General features: G+C 59.1%; 16 protein-coding genes. 8 read left to right on the plus strand and 8 right to left on the minus strand.

Annotated features, from left to right (window positions below):
* Positions 1-321, plus strand: a complete 321-nt coding sequence (locus BGE01nite_RS02850; protein WP_146848747.1) for a hypothetical protein — start codon at positions 1-3, stop codon at positions 319-321.
* A 10-nt stretch (positions 322-331) separates the two neighbouring features.
* On the opposite strand, the gene BGE01nite_RS02855 is transcribed toward BGE01nite_RS02850, so the two are convergent.
* Entirely contained in the window at positions 332-1,072 is a 741-nt protein-coding gene (locus BGE01nite_RS02855; protein ID WP_146848748.1) for a TlyA family RNA methyltransferase, read from the minus strand.
* Positions 1,072-1,707, minus strand: coding sequence for a hypothetical protein (locus tag BGE01nite_RS02860; RefSeq protein WP_146848749.1), 636 nt, complete (start codon positions 1,705-1,707; stop codon positions 1,072-1,074). Before BGE01nite_RS02860 ends, BGE01nite_RS02855 begins: the two co-directional genes overlap by 1 nt.
* Positions 1,708-1,808: 101 nt before the next feature.
* Here BGE01nite_RS02860 and BGE01nite_RS02865 point away from each other — a divergent pair, with 101 nt between their 5' ends.
* The 3 genes from BGE01nite_RS02865 to BGE01nite_RS02875 all read left to right on the plus strand — a co-directional run bounded on the left by BGE01nite_RS02865 (position 1,809) and on the right by BGE01nite_RS02875 (position 4,012).
* Entirely contained in the window at positions 1,809-2,828 is a 1,020-nt protein-coding gene (locus tag BGE01nite_RS02865; RefSeq protein ID WP_146848750.1) for a chorismate-binding protein, read from the plus strand.
* Between the two features lie 70 nt (positions 2,829-2,898).
* Positions 2,899-3,519 carry an LON peptidase substrate-binding domain-containing protein gene (locus tag BGE01nite_RS02870; RefSeq protein WP_146848751.1) on the plus strand — a complete coding sequence of 207 codons (621 nt, stop codon included), beginning with the start codon at positions 2,899-2,901 and terminating at the stop codon, positions 3,517-3,519.
* 55 nt (positions 3,520-3,574) lie between these two features.
* Positions 3,575-4,012 (plus strand): BUD32 family EKC/KEOPS complex subunit, encoded by a 438-nt coding sequence (locus BGE01nite_RS02875; RefSeq protein ID WP_146848752.1) that lies wholly within the window; start codon positions 3,575-3,577, stop codon positions 4,010-4,012.
* Between the two features lie 125 nt (positions 4,013-4,137).
* On the opposite strand, the gene BGE01nite_RS02880 is transcribed toward BGE01nite_RS02875, so the two are convergent.
* Together BGE01nite_RS02880 and BGE01nite_RS02885 are read right to left on the minus strand one after the other, a co-directional pair.
* Positions 4,138-4,389, minus strand: coding sequence for a hypothetical protein (locus BGE01nite_RS02880; protein ID WP_146848753.1), 252 nt, complete (start codon positions 4,387-4,389; stop codon positions 4,138-4,140).
* A 110-nt stretch (positions 4,390-4,499) separates the two neighbouring features.
* Entirely contained in the window at positions 4,500-5,900 is a 1,401-nt protein-coding gene (locus tag BGE01nite_RS02885; protein ID WP_146848754.1) for a hypothetical protein, read from the minus strand.
* Between the two features lie 384 nt (positions 5,901-6,284).
* On the opposite strand from BGE01nite_RS02885, the gene BGE01nite_RS02890 reads away from it, so the two are divergent.
* A complete protein-coding gene (locus BGE01nite_RS02890; protein ID WP_146848755.1) occupies positions 6,285-7,142 on the plus strand; it encodes a TerC family protein in 858 nt (285 codons plus the stop codon).
* Positions 7,143-7,713: 571 nt separating this feature from the next.
* On the opposite strand, the gene BGE01nite_RS02895 is transcribed toward BGE01nite_RS02890, so the two are convergent.
* On the minus strand, positions 7,714-8,970 hold the full coding sequence (locus tag BGE01nite_RS02895; RefSeq protein WP_146848756.1) for a hypothetical protein: 1,257 nt from the start codon (positions 8,968-8,970) through the stop codon (positions 7,714-7,716).
* 91 nt (positions 8,971-9,061) lie between these two features.
* Here BGE01nite_RS02895 and BGE01nite_RS02900 point away from each other — a divergent pair, with 91 nt between their 5' ends.
* The gene (locus BGE01nite_RS02900) at positions 9,062-10,072 is read left to right on the plus strand and encodes a galactose oxidase (protein ID WP_146848757.1); all 1,011 of its coding nucleotides are present in this window, start codon (positions 9,062-9,064) and stop codon (positions 10,070-10,072) included.
* Between the two features lie 254 nt (positions 10,073-10,326).
* On the opposite strand, the gene BGE01nite_RS02905 is transcribed toward BGE01nite_RS02900, so the two are convergent.
* Both BGE01nite_RS02905 and BGE01nite_RS02910 read right to left on the minus strand, forming a co-directional pair.
* Positions 10,327-10,710, minus strand: a complete 384-nt coding sequence (locus BGE01nite_RS02905) for a hypothetical protein (protein WP_146848758.1) — start codon at positions 10,708-10,710, stop codon at positions 10,327-10,329.
* 206 nt (positions 10,711-10,916) lie between these two features.
* The gene (locus BGE01nite_RS02910) at positions 10,917-11,888 is read right to left on the minus strand and encodes a DUF1501 domain-containing protein (RefSeq protein WP_146848759.1); all 972 of its coding nucleotides are present in this window, start codon (positions 11,886-11,888) and stop codon (positions 10,917-10,919) included.
* Positions 11,889-12,189: 301 nt separating this feature from the next.
* Between BGE01nite_RS02910 and BGE01nite_RS02915 the strand changes: the two genes are divergently transcribed.
* The gene (locus BGE01nite_RS02915) at positions 12,190-12,981 is read left to right on the plus strand and encodes a TatD family hydrolase (protein WP_146848760.1); all 792 of its coding nucleotides are present in this window, start codon (positions 12,190-12,192) and stop codon (positions 12,979-12,981) included.
* Between the two features lie 1,375 nt (positions 12,982-14,356).
* Here BGE01nite_RS02915 and nadA read toward each other — a convergent pair.
* The gene (gene nadA / locus BGE01nite_RS02920; RefSeq protein WP_146848761.1) at positions 14,357-15,298 is read right to left on the minus strand and encodes a quinolinate synthase NadA; all 942 of its coding nucleotides are present in this window, start codon (positions 15,296-15,298) and stop codon (positions 14,357-14,359) included.
* Between the two features lie 262 nt (positions 15,299-15,560).
* Here nadA and BGE01nite_RS02925 point away from each other — a divergent pair, with 262 nt between their 5' ends.
* A complete protein-coding gene (locus BGE01nite_RS02925; protein ID WP_146848762.1) occupies positions 15,561-16,049 on the plus strand; it encodes a hypothetical protein in 489 nt (162 codons plus the stop codon).

Here is a 16,049-nt window from a genome sequence, read left to right on the forward strand (position 1 = left end):
ATGTCCGCAGACACGATGAGCTCCATCAAGAATCCCAGCGCGAAAAAGGCAAAGAGCCTGGAAAGGGATCACCGCACTTTCGCCTGGGAGGGAAACAAAAGCTTTCGCGGCCTTTGGCGGAAGAAGAAGCGTGCTCTTACCAAGCAGGAGCGTCGCGCGACTGACTCCGTTTTGAATCTGGCAGGCGATCTGAAGGATGAAGATATCGAATCCCCAAGGCGCCAAGTGCCGCGTGAGCTCCACAAGACGGGCGTTGTGACGCTAAAAGAGGCGCTGAAGGTCAAGACAGGTGACCGGGCACAACGATTCTCATTGAAGTAGCCAGAGATCGTTAGTCCGCCTTCTTCCCAAACCAAGCCAGAAACTCCCTATTCCCATCCGTGCCTTGAATCGAAGACTCGGTTAGGCCTCTCCACTCGAGGTTAGGCTGCGCGGAAACAAAATCCTGGATGCGCTGGCAGGCTCGGGCGTGGAGCTCAGGATCCCGCACGATGCCGCCTGGGCCGATGTCGTCTCGCGTCAGCTCAAACTGCGGCTTCACCAGCACCACGGCCTGTCCGCCGGTTTTCAGCACACTGAGAGCACCGGGAAGTACCAAGGTCAGCGAGATGAAGGACACGTCTGCCACGATGATGTCCACCTGCTCGGGCACATCCGTGGGCTGCATGTGGCGCACATTAAAATTCTCGCGGCAGATGACCCGTGGATCATTGCGCAGCTTCCACACCATCTGGTTCGTCCCGACATCGAAGGCGTAGACCTTCACGGCTCCGCGCTGGAGCAGGCAGTCGGTAAAGCCACCGGTGGAGGCGCCGACATCCATGCCGATGAGTCCGGTGACATCGATGCCGAAATGTTCGAGCGCGCCTTCCATCTTCAAGCCGCCGCGACTCACGAATTTGGGTGGCTGTTTGACGGTGAGCACGGCATCTGGCCGCACCAGCCAGCCAGGCTTGGTGATGACCTCATCCCCGAGCATGACCTCACCGGCCATGACGAGACGCTTGGCCTGCTCACGGGAAGGTGCCTGACCGCTCTGGACGAGGGCTTGATCGATGCGAATGCGCGCCATCAGCGTGCCGTGGGCTGGATGACCTCGTCGCCGGGCTCGATGCTCACACCAGCGGGAACGGAGGAAAGGTCAAGGTCGGCCACGGCCTCGTTTTCCTCGATGGTGTCAGACACGCGCAGGCGGCCGAGCACGCTGTTGTCGCGGCGGACCTCGAGTTGCTGACCCTTGGCCAGTCCCTGCTTCGAGCCCACGTCCAGGACGATGAAGCCCTGGTCCTTCACGATGGTCTTCACCTTGCCGATGGGCTTGGCTTCGCGGACCTGCTTCTGGGCCGGGGTCAGGGTGTTTGTGTTCACGCCCTTGGCTTCCGCATCGACCACGGTTTTCGGCACGGTTAACCCGCCACCGGGAAGCTCTGTCGCGGTTGGAGCGGACAGGGAAGGGGCGCTCGGAGCCGCAGGGGCGATGGCCAGAGTGCCTGGGGATGGCGGGGTGATGGAGGACGTGGCTGGCATGGGCACGGCGACCAAACTTTCAGGCGCGGGTGCAGCACTGTCGGCCGCCGCCTGCTTCTTTTTGACAAAATCGAGCTCTTCCTTGGCCCCGCGCGCGGCCTGCTGGCCCTCCCAGGCCAGGTAGGATGTGGCGGCGAGCAGCAGGGCTGTGAGAATATAAGCGAAATGAACGAGGCGCATGTCTTTCAATAGTTGCTGCGAACGGTGAAAAGCAAACCCGGAAATCAAGAAGCCTTACCCTTGCACCCCTCCACCATGCGTTTCACTATAGACCTCAGAACATGACAGATATTGCATTTTTCAGGCTTCCGGATGGACGAGCGTGGATCGGTCAGGGGCCTTTCGAGTCTCTGGCGCAGATGCCTGCGGACGGTGGAGCCTTTTACGTCAACGACTTCAATCTCAGCGATCGTGCACCCTGGAAGAAACCCACCCAACTGATCCCGGTCTCCGAAGCGTCACTGCCCGCCAGTGCCGCCTGGAATGGTGCGCAAATGCCCCATATCACCTGGGCAAAACCGGCCACGGAATGGTTCAAGATGGCCTTCCGCCGCATCCGGCGTGAGGTGCTGGCCCGTCGTCTGGAAAAAATGGTCCCCGTGCTCACGGAGCGCGGCACCATCGTCACCGGCAGTCCGCTGCGCCTGCTGGAAAAAGTGATGTCCGCCCCGGCAAACACCTGGGGGTATGCCTGGGTCCATGGTGACCAGGGCTTCCTCGGTGCCACCCCGGAGCTGCTTTTCCGCTCTCAAGGCCGCCAGGTCCAGACCATGGCACTTGCCGGCACCGCCAAGCCGGGAGGCCAGGAGGCCTTCATGCATGATGTGAAGGAGATTGAGGAGCATGAGATCGTTGTGCGTTACCTTGTGGACCGTCTTTCCGGTCTCGGTGTGGTGCAGCGTGATCTACGCGGCCTCTGCCAGGCGGGCACGCTGCTGCACTTCCAGACCAATCTCAGCGTCCAGCTCAGGGACGCAGCGAATCCTGACCAGTTGGTGGGCGAGCTCCACCCGACACCTGCGGTGGGCTGCCTGCCGCGTGAGGAGGCCTGGCTGGAGAAGCTGCGCGAATACCGTGCCCAACTCAAAGTGCCTGGATTCTTCGGCGCCCCCTTTGGTTTCGTGGAGCCGGGCAGTGAGGGCATCTGCCACATGGTCGTGGCCATCCGCGGTATAAGCTGGGCTGGGCATCAGGCCCAGTTGCCCAGTGGTTGCGGCATCGTCGGCGGCAGTGCTTTTGACCACGAATGGCGCGAATTACGTCTTAAAAGAGAGGCCGTGGTGGCCATGCTGGGGATCTGACATGTGAATTGCTAGCAAAAGGTGACACCTGTCTCACGCGACCCCGCGTAGCTCAGGTTAGTAACACGACATGGAGCCCTCGACCCCAGCCTCTGCAGCACCTTTTGTCCTGCCCCGATCCACCGGGCTCATCGTGCTGGAGGACTGCTTTCATTTCCCAGGCTGTTTTCTCCCGCTCTTCATCTATGAGCAGCGCTACCGGCAGATGCTGGATCATGCGCTCTCCACCAGCAGGCTGTTCTGTGTCGGCACCATGCATGATGATGAGCTGCTGCCCGTGAGCACCGCCGGGCTCATCCGGGCCAGCAAGAAGCGGGATGATGGCACCTCCCACGTCATGCTCTACGGCGTGACCCGTGTGCGCTTCACCGACTGGACCCAGGAGAAGCCCTTTCGCATCGCCCTGATCGAGCCCTTCCACACACTGAAGCAGTCCAGTGATGAGGAGATGGAAGCCATGAAGCTCGAGGCCATGAGCATGCTGCCTCCGGCCACTCCGGAATGTGGCGAGGCCATCCGCACGCTGCGCTCCGGCCTCTGCCAGATGACTTGTCCGGATCTGGTGTGTGACATCATCAGCTATCACTTCATCCGTGATCCCGCCGTGCTCCGCCGTCTGCTGCTGGAGCCTTATCTGGAGGAGCGTTACAGCGTGCTCATCCATGAGTTGAAAAAGTTGCGTGACGAGTAGCCGCCAGGCCCGATGATCCACGGACTGACTGGGAAACATGCCGATGCTCTGAATCATGCAAGAAGCCAAAAACACTGCCCGCTCTCTCGTCCGCCTGGGGTATGACGGGCTGGTCTACAAGACCTTCCGCGGACACATGGCCAAGGAGCGCTTTGAGCACGAGGTGCGTGTCCTGAACTACCTGCAGAAGCAGGGCTGCACCTTTGTGCCGCGCGTCGTTGAAACCATTCCCGAAGACCTTTTCCTCGTCACCACGAACTGCGGCAAGCGCGTGGAGCGCCTCACTGAGGACAAGCTGCGGCAGATATACGCGGAACTGGAGCAGTATGGCGTCCGGCATGAGGACCCCTACACTCGCAACGTGACCTATGATCTGAAGCTCGGCCGCTTCTGCCTGATCGATTTTGAGTTCGCCACCATCCTGGAGCAGCCAGACATCGGCCCGCCACCCCCGCCCCCTGATCCAGCGGACCAGGGACCACGCGGATGGTGATGTGGGAATGAATGTCGCAGGGAAAGCCTAACAATCTATTAAACAAAAAACACCACCCGGAAGGTGGCGTTTCATGTGCGTTGTTCACGCTTCAGCGTGTCAGGGAAGGGCCATTCGCCCCATGATCACTCCTGGGGAGTCGTCGCCAGCCCCTCAGGCAACTGCCCCACGATGCGCGGCGCCAGTCCCACGGCAGTGAAGTTTTCAGTCAGTTGATCCAGGGTGATGCCGGCCGGATCATCAATCTCGAAATACACCAGTTCATGGTTGGTATCGACCTTGTAGCGCACCTGGGGTTGCAGGTCCATCTGGCTGCAAAACTCCATGAGGCGGGACTCTTGGCGCAAACCGGGGGCGTAGATTTCAATTTCAAGCATTACAGCCTTTTTAACGGTTCATGCCGACTGGCGGCGAGTAAAAAACGCAGGAGCGCACCGGGAATGTCACCGCCTGCCAGGGCCGCTCGGGCCGGGTTCGAGGTCGGTTCTTACTTGGTCTCCGCCGTCGCCGCACCTTCACAGTCCAGGATCACCACGGCTGCCGACCCATCCGCCAGCTGGCGATGCTGCAGAAGCAGGCGCGCCAGATAGACGACGCTCCATTGGGTTTCCCGGCCCAGGTAGCGGCCGATCGGCGTGTCCTTGGTGCAGACGGCCAGGCAGGAAACTGAGGCATCTGCAGACCCTTGCAGCGTGAAGGAGATCTGGATGTTCCGCTCTGACTCGGACAGTTCCAGGGCATGACTCCGGCGCATGCCCACCTGGAACCAGGTGGGGTCAGCAGGTTTCTTCTCCAAAAACTGCGCCAGCCGGCGCTGATGCGTCTCGGCGAAGAGCGGCCAGTCGAGCAGAAAGGTGCCGTCCTCCTTCGGCACCAGGCGGAGCAGCGCGCCGTGAGAGTTCTCCCTGGTCGTGACCTGGAACAGCGGGGCGATCAACTGCCCTGGCAGCAACTGAGGCGTGGCATTGGAAGGCTTGAAGCTGAGCAGTCGCGGTTTTCCGGCGGCAAAAAACTCCTCCACATCGGCGGAATGCTCCTCGGGCTGGTCGATCAGCTTGGCGCGAGCCTCTGCCGTGGACGACTCCAAAAGGTCCAGGAAGAGTTTCTGGCCGCTCTCGCTCGCGGCCACAAGGTCCACCGAGACCTTGGGCACTTCAGCTTTCCGGATCTCCGGTTCAGGCTCCGGCACCGTCGGCACGGGCTCTGGCACCTTCGGGGCGATCACGGGCTGCGGAGTCGTGTCAGGCGTCTTGGTGACCTCGGCGGGCTCAGATTTGCCTGCCGGAATCTCCACGACCATTGGCGGAATGAGATCATCCCGCAGCACCCACACACAGGCACCCACCACAAGCACGATGAAGAAGACCGGCAGGAAGTAGGAGTGCTTCCTGGGCGGCTGCCAGGCCTCCATGGAAGCCTTGTCGATGGTCGGAGACTCACGCATGGCCGCGAAATCCAGCGGCGCTGGCGCTGGCAGGGCGGCCTGGGCAGGCATGGCCATCGGACCTGACTGATACGCAGGCGCGTAGACAGGTTCAGGCTGCCAGGCAGGCTGTGCCGGTTGAGTCTGTGCCGGTTGAGTCTGAAAAGGCGGCTGCTCGGCCGCGCCAAACATGGAGGTCACCGGCACATAGCTCGAAGGAGTCGAGGTAAAGGGCGAAGGGGGAGGCCGCGTGACCGATTCCCAGGCACCAAAAGCGGAGGGCGGGGGGAACGAGGCCGGAGTCTGAGGTGGCGGCGAAAAAGCGGGTGATGCCTCAGGCGCCACGGGCCAGGGATTCGCAGGAGCGCCCCTGGTGAAAGGTGAAGCCGTGGAAAACGGCGAAGGCTGCTGCTGACCACCCCACGCGGGGGAGGGATCCGGCGGCCGTGCGGCCCGGCGTTTCATAGGCACGGACCCCGCCGAGGCCTGGGCCGAACCAAAGGACGTGATGGGCGCGCTCTGGGCACAATGCGGGCAGGTGACGAACCCTCCTGCCTGTTGAGGCAGGCTGAGGAAGGGTCGTCCACAGGCCGGACAGCGCAGGCTCAGAACTCCAGAGTTGGTCATCAGTTTAAAAGGATACGTTAGCCAGCCGTTTGTGCGAGGGGTGATTTGTCAGGAGAAACACTGAAACTTTCGCACGCGAGATGCTCAAAATACTTCTCGGTCCGGCATGATGGAATGCTGCATGCTTCGAACAGCATTTTCATCCTCCGTCACTTTTGCATCACTCTGCCATGCTTTGAAGCCTTGCACTCTTCACCAACTTTTGTATGCAGAGCACTCTGAATGATTGCTGAATTCCTCGCCGCCGCCGATCCCTCCCTTTGGGACAAGTTTGTTCATGCCCTGCCCGTGATCATGGGCCTCGTGCTGATTGAGGGCCTGCTCTCGGTGGACAATGCCCTGGCCATCGCCGCCATGGCCTCCCACCTGGATGAGAAGCAGCGCAGCAGGGCGATGAACATCGGCTACATCGGTGCGTACGGCTTCCGCGTACTGGCGCTGCTCTTCGCCTCCTACATCATCGACAATCACTGGATCATGTTCTGCGGAGCCTTGTATCTGGTCTGGCTCATGTGCGCGCACTTCGCTGGGCAGAAGGACGTGGCCGAGGAAGATGGCGAGGTGGTGAACGTGCATCACCGCACCTTTGCGGGCACCATCACCATGATCGCGCTCATGGACCTGAGCCTCAGCGTAGACAACGTCGTTGCTGCCATTGCCCTCAGCCCCGGGGATCTCACCGCCGTGTACATTGGCGTGACCATCGGCATCATCGCCCTGCGGCTCGTGGCCGGCGTGGCCATCAAGATGATCGAGAAATATCCCGTGCTGGAGCACACCGCCTTTGTGCTGGTGGGTTACGTCGGCCTGCTGCTGCTCACCGAGTTGCAGTTCCCTAAGTTCTTCCATGACCTCGGGCCCATGAAGGTGAAGATCCTGAAGTTCGCCGGTATCATCATCATCACCTCGCTGACCCTGATGTACTCCCAGAAACCACTGTTGAAGAAGATCCTCGACCCCATTCTTAAAGTCCTGCTCCTTCCCATGGAACTCTTCGCCACGGTCGTCGGCGCCATCATCGTCGTGATCACCTGGCCCTTCAAAAAGGCCATCGCGGCGGCGAAGGGCAGCAAGGCATAGTACAGTAGCCATCTCACTCCGTGAGATGAGCTGAGGATGCGTCTACTCCAAGGCGCTTGCGCACTTCCAGGCCATGGTTGCACTGAGCTTTGCCCACGAGTCAGCACCTTGAGAGCAAACCTGGGATTGGTGAACCACGGAGTGGTTCGCTGTGAATAGCCAGGGGTGACCGGAGGGAACCCCTGGTAGACCACCATTGATGCACCACTCAATTTCAATCCCGTAGGGATTGCCCAATGCACGCAGCGTCCACGTCTCTCCCTCGTTTCGTCGACTCTCACAGGCTGTTAAAGTGTTACCCATGTGATTGGGAGAATGTGTCACTCATGTGATTGGGACTTGCCCCGCATTGGGCAACCCCTACGGAGTTGATGCTTGGGAAGATGTCAGACACGCCTAACCAGGGGTTTCGCGCGCTGACGCTTGCTTCACCCCTGGCTATTCAAAGGGAACCACTCCGTGGTTCAAGGCAACAAGCCTTGCTGCCGAGAGTGAGGAGACTTATGGGTAGCGCACAGATGGTTGCCCTGTGCAGTCATGTCTTCCTTTCGCAGAAAAGGAGATGGGCTTCTCATCTCCACCAGCCCGGCAGCCCCGGCAGCGTCTCCTTCAAGATCGCTCGAATGGCATGCCTCTCCTCGACCGGCAGATGCTTGCCGACGGGGCCTGGATTCTGATCCCGCAAGCCTTCCGCCATCTTGTAGTACACCCGCTCCTTGAGCGCTGGCGGCAGCTTCTGCCAGGACTCGGTGTAGAGCATGTAACTGGCGCGATACTTGAAAAGCCTGTTCTTCAAATCAAAGTCCTTCAGCGAAGCGCCGCCCTTGGTCGGTTTGCGATTGCGTGCAAAGTCGCGGGCGAAGGCCGGATCACCGTCGATGCCCTTCGCAGGCAGCTTCGCTTCATCCGTGAAAAGGATGTAACGCGCCAGTTCATCGGCCAGTTTCTCGACCTCCGGCTTGGCGGACGAGGGCAGCATCCCGCAGCCCTCGGGATGCAAGGCTCGCATCACATACGCGGCATGAAACACCCGGTTCTCGAAGCCTAACTGATGTTCGTGTACGAGGTTCGGCAAAATGTCGCTGGTCGGCAGCAGATGGCTTTCGATGTTCCACATCTGGCCGGGCTCGGCAGACACCTTGTTAAACTTGCCCGCATCCGTGCTCACGCCCATGAGGTTCGCATGCGTGGTCTCCAGATGATGCCCCCCGGTGAGATGCCAGCCGCCGAAACGTTGATCGAGCGGGATCTGATGCCCCTGCTCATCACGGCGATACGTCTCCAAACTCGCGCCACTGGCCATGGGCAGCAGTGACTCCGCGATGAGGCCCGGCACACGGCGTGTGGCATTCCCCGCATGGCAGTTGAAGCACTTCTCCGAGCGCGCGATCAGCGGCAGATTGCCAGGGCGGAGACGGTCAAAAATGTAAAAGATGGCCGCATGCGTGGGATCCATGCTGATGACCTCCACCTTCCCGTTCGGCACGTAGCCCACATAAGTGTCCTCATTGAAGTAGAGCGCGCGCGGATTGCGCGGATTGATGATCTCGCTCTGCAGCGAACTCGCGGAGAACACCAGGATCTGCGAGCTGACCGGGATGTCCAGCGCCGCCAGGATGCTGGTGAGGAAGGCCTTGTCGTTGGCCGTGTCGAGCTTCACCTCGTTCGAGTTCAGCTTCTTCAAAAGGTGAGCGAAGCGATCGTCCGCCTCATGCGTGAGGTAGTTGTGCGGCGGCTTGCGGAACTCGATGACCGTCTCCTTCAACTCCGGCGCGGCATGAAGACATGTCGCCAGCAGGAAGGGCAGGGCAGGGAGTAGGCGAGACACGGACACAGGCATTGCGGAAAATAGAACGGAGCAGACAGAGGATGATTTGCGATTGTTTTGAGAACTCAAGCCCGTCTATATTCCAACTTCGATGAAGCGTTTTCTGCCCCTCGTCATGCTGTCTGCTCTCGTTTCCGCCGCCGAATGGGCGCCGTTGCCCTCACTGCCAGATAAAGAAGGCTTCGCCGGAGCCTTTGCCGGAGTGGCCGGTGGAGCTCTGATTGTAGCTGGCGGCACCAATTTTCCCAACAAGATGCCCTGGGAAGGCGGCACGAAGACCTGGTACGACCGAGTCCACGTCCTGATCGAACCCGAAGGCACCTGGAAAGTGATGGGCAAACTGCCCAAGCCTAACGGCTATGGCGTCAGCCTCAGTACCGGTGACAGCCTGCTGATCATCGGCGGTGGTGATGCCGCCGTGCATTTTAGTGAAGTCTGGAAACTGGAACTCAAGGGTGAAAAGGTCTCCGCCGAGCCTCTTCCCTCCTTGCCCAAGCCCTGCGCCTTCATGGCCGGAGCCGAAAGCGGCGGCGTGGTGTATGTGGCGGGTGGCATCGAGCATCCCACGGACACCGCTGCAATGTCGACCTTCTGGTCGATCAACCTCGCCGAGGCTGGCAAAGGCTGGAAAGAGCTCCCCCCATGTCCCGGCCCAGCCCGCATCCTCGCCAGCATGGCGGCGGTGGATGGAGCCGTCTACCTCTTCAGCGGCGCGGCCCTCAAGCCCGGTCCCGATGGCAAACCTGCCCGCGAATGGCTCAAGGATGCTTGGCGTTACACCGCCACGGACGGCTGGAAACAGCTCGCCGACATGCCGCACGTCTCCGTCGCCGCCCCGAGCCCCCTTCCCGTCCGCGATGACCAGCTCCTCCTCATCGGTGGTGATGACGGCCTCAACGTGAACTTTGAGCCCAAAGAAAAGCACCCCGGCTTCCCCCGCCGCCTGATGGCCTACGACCCGAAAACCGACCGCTGGACCGAGTCCGGCGTCCTGCCCTTCTCCCTCGTCACCACCCCCGCCGTCGAATGGCGCGGCAAGATCGTCATCCCCGGCGGCGAAGCCCGTCCTGGCAAGCGCTCGCCTGAAGTTTGGTGGAGATGAGGGGAATTGAACCCCTGTGCCTTGAACGTGTTTTCAGGGGATATGGCGTGGAAATTCTACCTTACACTCTGTCTACACCCAAGGTGCTGATCTGCTCCAACGGCGAAGGTTCGGCAAAAAAAGGTCGGACCTTACGGCCTGTGAGTCGGTCGAACGACGCCAGCTCAGCGACTCGGAATTCGGGATGTAGCGATTGCAAACCACGACGCTATGCCGGGCTCGCGGCAACGCATGTTTAGGCGCCATGGTCGTTGTCATTTGTTGTCACGAACGATTCCGGTCACGGCATCGAATGCCTCGGCAACTGTAATGGTGAAAATGCCACCCTTGCCTGCGTCAAACGCCTGACGCCACTGTCCATAGCCATCTGCGAAATCTGGAACAGGAGCTGACTCGCGCTCAAGCGCAGTGACGCTCCGCTCGATAGCTGATTCGGCAAATGGTAAGTGCTGAATGTGAGTCTGACCAGCGCCATAGGACACACCCGAAATCGCGATGTGAACGATAGTGCCAAGCTTGCCACCGTCCTCGACGCGAAGAACAGTAAGTCTAGCGTTCGGCTGGTTCGTTGGCGGCGTGAATGCCCAGACTTGGCCAGTGTGAAACTTTGATTTAGGTGGCGGGGCTGCTTGGAGCAACCGCCAAAAAAGGATGAGAGTAAACCCATAGCGATGAAAAGTGTTTTGGTCATGCTGTGCGCGTAGTGTCGCCTAACTAGTAAGTAATCGTGAACAATGGGTGCAGGGTACTACAAGTGCGTTATGGGCGACAGATTTGTCGAGTGTCAGCGGTTTAGAGAAATCATGGGTGTCGCTTTGGACGCATATTCGGGAAGGCAAACAGCTCAACCAAACAGATGTTTGATGGGCACTCCTTGATCCGTGATCGGCACTGGGCGGTCGCCGTCGTGGAGGTTGGCGCGGTAGTCGACGCCAACGGCGGCACAGAGGGTGGCGAAGAAGTCGGGAACGCTGACGGGATTGGCGACGATCTTTTTGGAAAGCTCGTCGGTCTGTCCCCAGGCACCTTGATGCTTGAGGCCGCCACCGGCCAGGACGCAGGTGAAGGCGCTGCCTTGATGGCCGCGACCACCGCCGCCATCGAACTCCGGAGGGCGGCCGAACTCGGTGGTGATGACGATGAGGGTCTTGTCGAGCAGCTTGCGTGATTCCAGGTCTGTGATGAGTGCAGCGACGGCGATGTCGAGTTCCTTGATGAGCTCATGCTGCTGCAGGATGCCCTGGTTGTGCGCATCCCAGCCGGTGCCATTGAGGAAGTTGAGGTTGTGGGAGACTTCGACGAAGCGCACGCCCTGCTCGACGAGTCGTCGGCTGAGCAAGCAGCGCTGGCCGAACTCACCGCCATAGCGCTGACGAAGGCTTCCAGGCTCCTGGTCGAGTTCGAAGACTCGGTTGAAGGCCGGGCCGCTGAACTTCAGGCTTTGCTCGATGGCCGCGTCATAGCTTTTTAATTTGGGATCATCCGTCGGTGGAGTGCCAGCCTGTAGAGCGGAGAGAAATTTGCCCCGGCGCTGCTGACGGTCGAGGCTGACCCCGGGCGGACGTGACAGGCCGGCGGGGCCGCGACTGGTGTCCGTTAGATAGAGGTAACCCGCCTGCGCCCCAAAGAAACCTGGGCCACGGGTGACATTGGGATAACCAATGATGACATACGGCGGTGCTTCGTCAGAGGCGGAGCCGCGCTGATGAGCAATGATGGAGCCGATGGACGGATAGCTGATCGTGCCGCTGATCGGCCGGCCCGTGTGCATGCGGTTGGTGGCAGCGGCGTGCCACCTCGCCATCGAGACCGACATCACCGTCCTGCGCGAAGGCTACCGCCAGTTGCTGTCGCCGTGGCGGTGATGGCCTTGGAGTAAACTTTAAGCCTTCTGAGGTCGAGGGAAGGCAAGGCGTCGGAGTTGCGAAGCGTCCCGGAGTGCGGTGGCAAAGATACAAGGGCAACCTTGCATCGTCGACACCGCTCTGCGCGCACCCTGAACCGTCCTCTACCAAGTGAGGTTCTTTCGGACCAGAGAGTCTTGGCCCAGGAGCCACGTCTCCCTCCGTTTTCCCCTTGTCCCCCGCCAGACCCGGTGGTTCCAATCCGGGCCCCCCATGTTTTTTGATACCCACACCCATCTCGGCAGCCACAAATTCGACTCCGACCTGCCTGACATCATCTCCCGCGCCCGTGCGGCTGGGGTGTCCCGGATGATGGTTCCGGCGACGGATCTGGTGAACGCGCGCAAGTGCCTGGCCATCGCTGAGAAGGAGCCGGATGTCCGGGTGGCGGTCGGCATCCACCCCTGTGATGTGGACACGGTCTCCGGGGAGGCCTGGATCGACGAACTCCGGGAGCTGGCCCGGCACCCCAAGGTGGCCGCCATCGGCGAGATCGGGCTCGACTACTTCCATGCTCCGCCTGAAGGTTTTGACCTGCCCGGCTGGAAGGCCCACCAAGCCCACTGCCTCAAACTCCAGCTCGACCTCGCGGTCGAACTCGGACTGAACGTCGTCCTCCACAATCGCGAAAGCTGGGACGACCTTGTGGCCCAGGTCACCCCCTACAACGGGAAGCTGCGCGGTGTTTTCCACTGCTACACCGGCAGCCTGGAGCAGGCCAAGCCCCTCCTGGACGCGGGCCACCTCATTTCCTTCACCGGCATCGTTACCTTCAAAAACCCAGGCCCGGCAGGCGAGGCGGTCCGCACCGTCCCGGACGGTCTCTACATGCTGGAGACCGACGCCCCCTACCTCGCTCCGGTGCCTCATCGCGGCCAGCGCTGCGAGCCCGCCTATGTCTCCGACACCGCCCGCGCCGTCGCCAAGATGCGCGGTCAGACACCGGAGCAAGTCGCCCAGGTCACTGGCCAGACCGCCTGCACTTTCTTCCGGGGTTTCGCCTGAGTGAGTGATACTAAGTGGTAGTCAAAGCAGACGAAAACACTGCATACCAGAAGGGTGAATTATGTAGCGATTAAATCGTTACATATGAAGATTTGTGGGCTCTAAGAGAGGCTCTAATTCCAACTCCACTGAGTCGTGATCGGACGCATTCTCCAATCAACCGAGTTTCGTAAAGTTGCATTCCTTTATGTAACGATTATGTCGATACTTAATTACAGATTGGATCTCACCCTGTACTTTGCCAATAGGTCTTGAAAAGAATGCGATAACGAAGATCAAACTTGTGACCTCCGGTAGGCGCCGACTAGCCGCCAGTATGACCTTGAGTCACCACCTCCCAACATAGCGAGGGAAATGTAATATCATGCTTGAAGCGTAAAATGTCCGTTATAGAAAGAAACGATTTAGTCGTTACATGTAAAGGTGACTTCTGTAGCTTTGTATTTCGTATATCGCTGTCCATCAATTGATTATAAATGGTTAACTTTTGCTAAGCAGAATATGACATTGCCCTCGAAAAGCCGATTTAGCCCGGTCTTGGCCGATCTTCCCTTTGAATACAACCAACAGAATGCATCGAAACGGAAGTGGTGTTTCATGGCCGTGATCAAATCATTACAGTGCACATTTATAACTAAATAGTAACGATTAATGGGTTTGAATTGAGACTTTTGACACCCGCCGCAAGTTGACCGGCGATGTGTAGATTGCTCTGTCGCTGATCGATCTCAGAGCTCCTTTAGATAGCTCTAAACGCACCAATCAATGCGGTCTCAAATTAGTTAAAGTAACGTAATAGGCGTCAAATCATCGTAATAATTTGTGAGGCGAAATAGACAGTGAACCCGAGTTTGAGGTTGTGTCGGAACCAGCTCTCAGCGGCTTATCAACCCGATTGCTTTTTGATCACTGAAGCGCAGTGTTAATGCTAGGATTCCTTTTATTTCGCTCTACCTGCATGCATTGTAATGTAACGGAATTTAGGTTATGTTTTAGGTTGACCTGAAGACGCCACTGAATCACTTCGAAGCTGACTGCTTAACCTCCACGGCAATGCAATGGAGCTACGATCTCTCCTCGATTTTGAGCATCCAGGGTACTCCAAGGGGCTGGGCGATTCAGCCGGCGGCAGGGTTAGTTCAATCACTCGACGGGAAGTCTTCGAGGATGTTTTGCGAGCTCAAGCGACCCTCGGGAGACTTTCGGCTCTTCCGACCGGTGACTAGCAAAAGCCTCCTTCTCGGGCACGACTTTGAAACATTGGCCGGGCCAAACCGCAGTGCGCCCACATGTCTACCCGCAGAGTCCTGTGCGGCCCGCAAAGGCTTGGCGAACTCGTCTGAACAGTGGGTAAACTGAGGCCTGAAGCCGCTGCTTACTTGCTCAGTTCAAGCATGCGCAGGATCGGCTTCTCGGCGCGGGCGCGGATGTCTTCCGGCATCTCGACCTGGGGGCTGAGGTCGCGGAGGGAGTCGTGGAGCTTCTGCAAGGTGTTTAGCTTCATGTAGCGGCAGTCGGCGCAGGCGCAGTGACCGGTGGGGCCGGCGATGAAACGCTTGCCGGGAACTTCGCGTTCCAGGCGGTGAAGCATGCCGCTTTCGGTAACGATGATGAACGTGTCCGAGGGGGTGCTCCGGCAGTAGCCGACCATCTTTTCGGTCGAGCAGACCTCGTCGGCCAGTACACGCACGGAGTAGGCGCACTCCGGGTGGGCCACGACTTTGGCGTCGGGATACTGCTCCTTGATCGCCTCCACGCTATCGCGGGTGAACTCCATGTGGACATAGCAGGAGCCCTTCCAGAGGGTCATCGGTCGCCCGGTCTGCTCCATCACCCAGGAACCGAGGTTCTGGTCAGGCACAAAGAGGATGGGGCGATCCTTGGGAGCGGCCTCGACGATTTTGACCGCGTTGCCGCTGGTGCAGATGCAGTCGCTCAGCGCCTTCACGTGGCCGCTGCAGTTGATGTAGGCGATGACGTAGTAGTTCTTGTCGGCGTTCGCCTTGAGGAAAGCCTCGAGCTGGGGGCCGGGGCAGCTTTGCTCCAGGGAGCAGCCGGCGTTGGCATCTGGAAGAATGACCGTCTTGCCCGGGTTCACGATCTTCGCCGTTTCCGCCATGAAATGCACTCCGCAGAAGGCGATCACGTCCGCATCGGTTTCCTTGGCTTTGTAAGCCAGACCCAGGGAGTCACCGACGAAGTCGGCAATCTCCTGGATGTCCTTTGTCTGGTAGTTGTGGGCCAGGATAATAGCATTCCTCTCCTTCTTCAGGCGGAGGATTTCAGAAACCAAAGTGGGTGTGGCGATGGCGACCATGGGAACCTTTAGCCTAGAGTGGGGCGGGGGCAAGTTCAAGCCCGGGGCGGAGGCTGAGACAGGAGGGATTTTTTTTTAACAGGAGATGAGGAGGTTTGAAGGGGCAAGCCTGTCTGAATGCAGGCTCTTGCGTCATTCCTTTCTCTTGCGGTGCTCTTCTGGGGCTCTGTGGACATGATTTCCAAACCGCTACACCGCAAGAGGAAGGAATAACGCGAGAGACAGACAAGCATCTGAGTTGTCTTGAGTGTATAGTAGCGGCATGCGCTTTTCCCTTGCTGGCCTCTGCTTTCTTCTTCACGGCACTTCTTTTGCCCAGGTGGAGGTGCCACGCTCGGAATCGCCCAACGGGGATTTTGTCGTGATGATGGAGACCGACAAGGATCAGCCTGGATATGAGCTGGATTCGGCACCCAAGATGTGGATTGAGCACAGAAAGCAGAAGAAGCGTCTGGTTGACTTCTCTTTCGGCGCGGATCCGTCCTCAGATACACAGCCGTTGCGCACTCATACCAAGGTGCTGTGGAATACTGCGGGAGATGCTGTGGCCATCCAGTTTCAGGAGCGGCATTATTCTCATCTCAGCGTCTACCGCCTGAAGGGGGACCTTTCTGATCCCGAGTCCTTTTTGGCGTGCCCTCTGCCCGTTGACGGCGAGATTATCCAAAAGCTGGTCCCGCGATTCAAGGAGTTCAGATCGCGATGGTTTCAGCATCCCGATGCGTGGATTGATGATCACACTCTTTTATAG

It is taken from the genome of Prosthecobacter gellanilyticus (genome assembly GCF_007992435.1).
GTDB lineage: Bacteria > Verrucomicrobiota > Verrucomicrobiia > Verrucomicrobiales > Verrucomicrobiaceae > Prosthecobacter > Prosthecobacter gellanilyticus.

What these genes read in the sequence shown, in the direction of transcription:
- BGE01nite_RS02850 (WP_146848747.1), top strand. Translation starts at nt 1, where the DNA reads ATGTCCGCAGACACGATGAGCTCCATCAAGAATCCCAGCGCGAAAAAG.
- BGE01nite_RS02855 (WP_146848748.1), bottom strand. Translation starts at nt 1,072, where the DNA reads ATGGCGCGCATTCGCATCGATCAAGCCCTCGTCCAGAGCGGTCAGGCA.
- BGE01nite_RS02860 (WP_146848749.1), bottom strand. Translation starts at nt 1,707, where the DNA reads ATGCGCCTCGTTCATTTCGCTTATATTCTCACAGCCCTGCTGCTCGCC.
- BGE01nite_RS02865 (WP_146848750.1), top strand. Translation starts at nt 1,809, where the DNA reads ATGACAGATATTGCATTTTTCAGGCTTCCGGATGGACGAGCGTGGATC.
- BGE01nite_RS02870 (WP_146848751.1), top strand. Translation starts at nt 2,899, where the DNA reads ATGGAGCCCTCGACCCCAGCCTCTGCAGCACCTTTTGTCCTGCCCCGA.
- BGE01nite_RS02875 (WP_146848752.1), top strand. Translation starts at nt 3,575, where the DNA reads ATGCAAGAAGCCAAAAACACTGCCCGCTCTCTCGTCCGCCTGGGGTAT.
- BGE01nite_RS02880 (WP_146848753.1), bottom strand. Translation starts at nt 4,389, where the DNA reads ATGCTTGAAATTGAAATCTACGCCCCCGGTTTGCGCCAAGAGTCCCGC.
- BGE01nite_RS02885 (WP_146848754.1), bottom strand. Translation starts at nt 5,900, where the DNA reads ATGAAACGCCGGGCCGCACGGCCGCCGGATCCCTCCCCCGCGTGGGGT.
- BGE01nite_RS02890 (WP_146848755.1), top strand. Translation starts at nt 6,285, where the DNA reads ATGATTGCTGAATTCCTCGCCGCCGCCGATCCCTCCCTTTGGGACAAG.
- BGE01nite_RS02900 (WP_146848757.1), top strand. Translation starts at nt 9,062, where the DNA reads ATGAAGCGTTTTCTGCCCCTCGTCATGCTGTCTGCTCTCGTTTCCGCC.
- BGE01nite_RS02910 (WP_146848759.1), bottom strand. Translation starts at nt 11,888, where the DNA reads ATGTCGGTCTCGATGGCGAGGTGGCACGCCGCTGCCACCAACCGCATG.
- BGE01nite_RS02915 (WP_146848760.1), top strand. Translation starts at nt 12,190, where the DNA reads ATGTTTTTTGATACCCACACCCATCTCGGCAGCCACAAATTCGACTCC.
- nadA (WP_146848761.1), bottom strand. Translation starts at nt 15,298, where the DNA reads ATGGTCGCCATCGCCACACCCACTTTGGTTTCTGAAATCCTCCGCCTG.
- BGE01nite_RS02925 (WP_146848762.1), top strand. Translation starts at nt 15,561, where the DNA reads ATGCGCTTTTCCCTTGCTGGCCTCTGCTTTCTTCTTCACGGCACTTCT.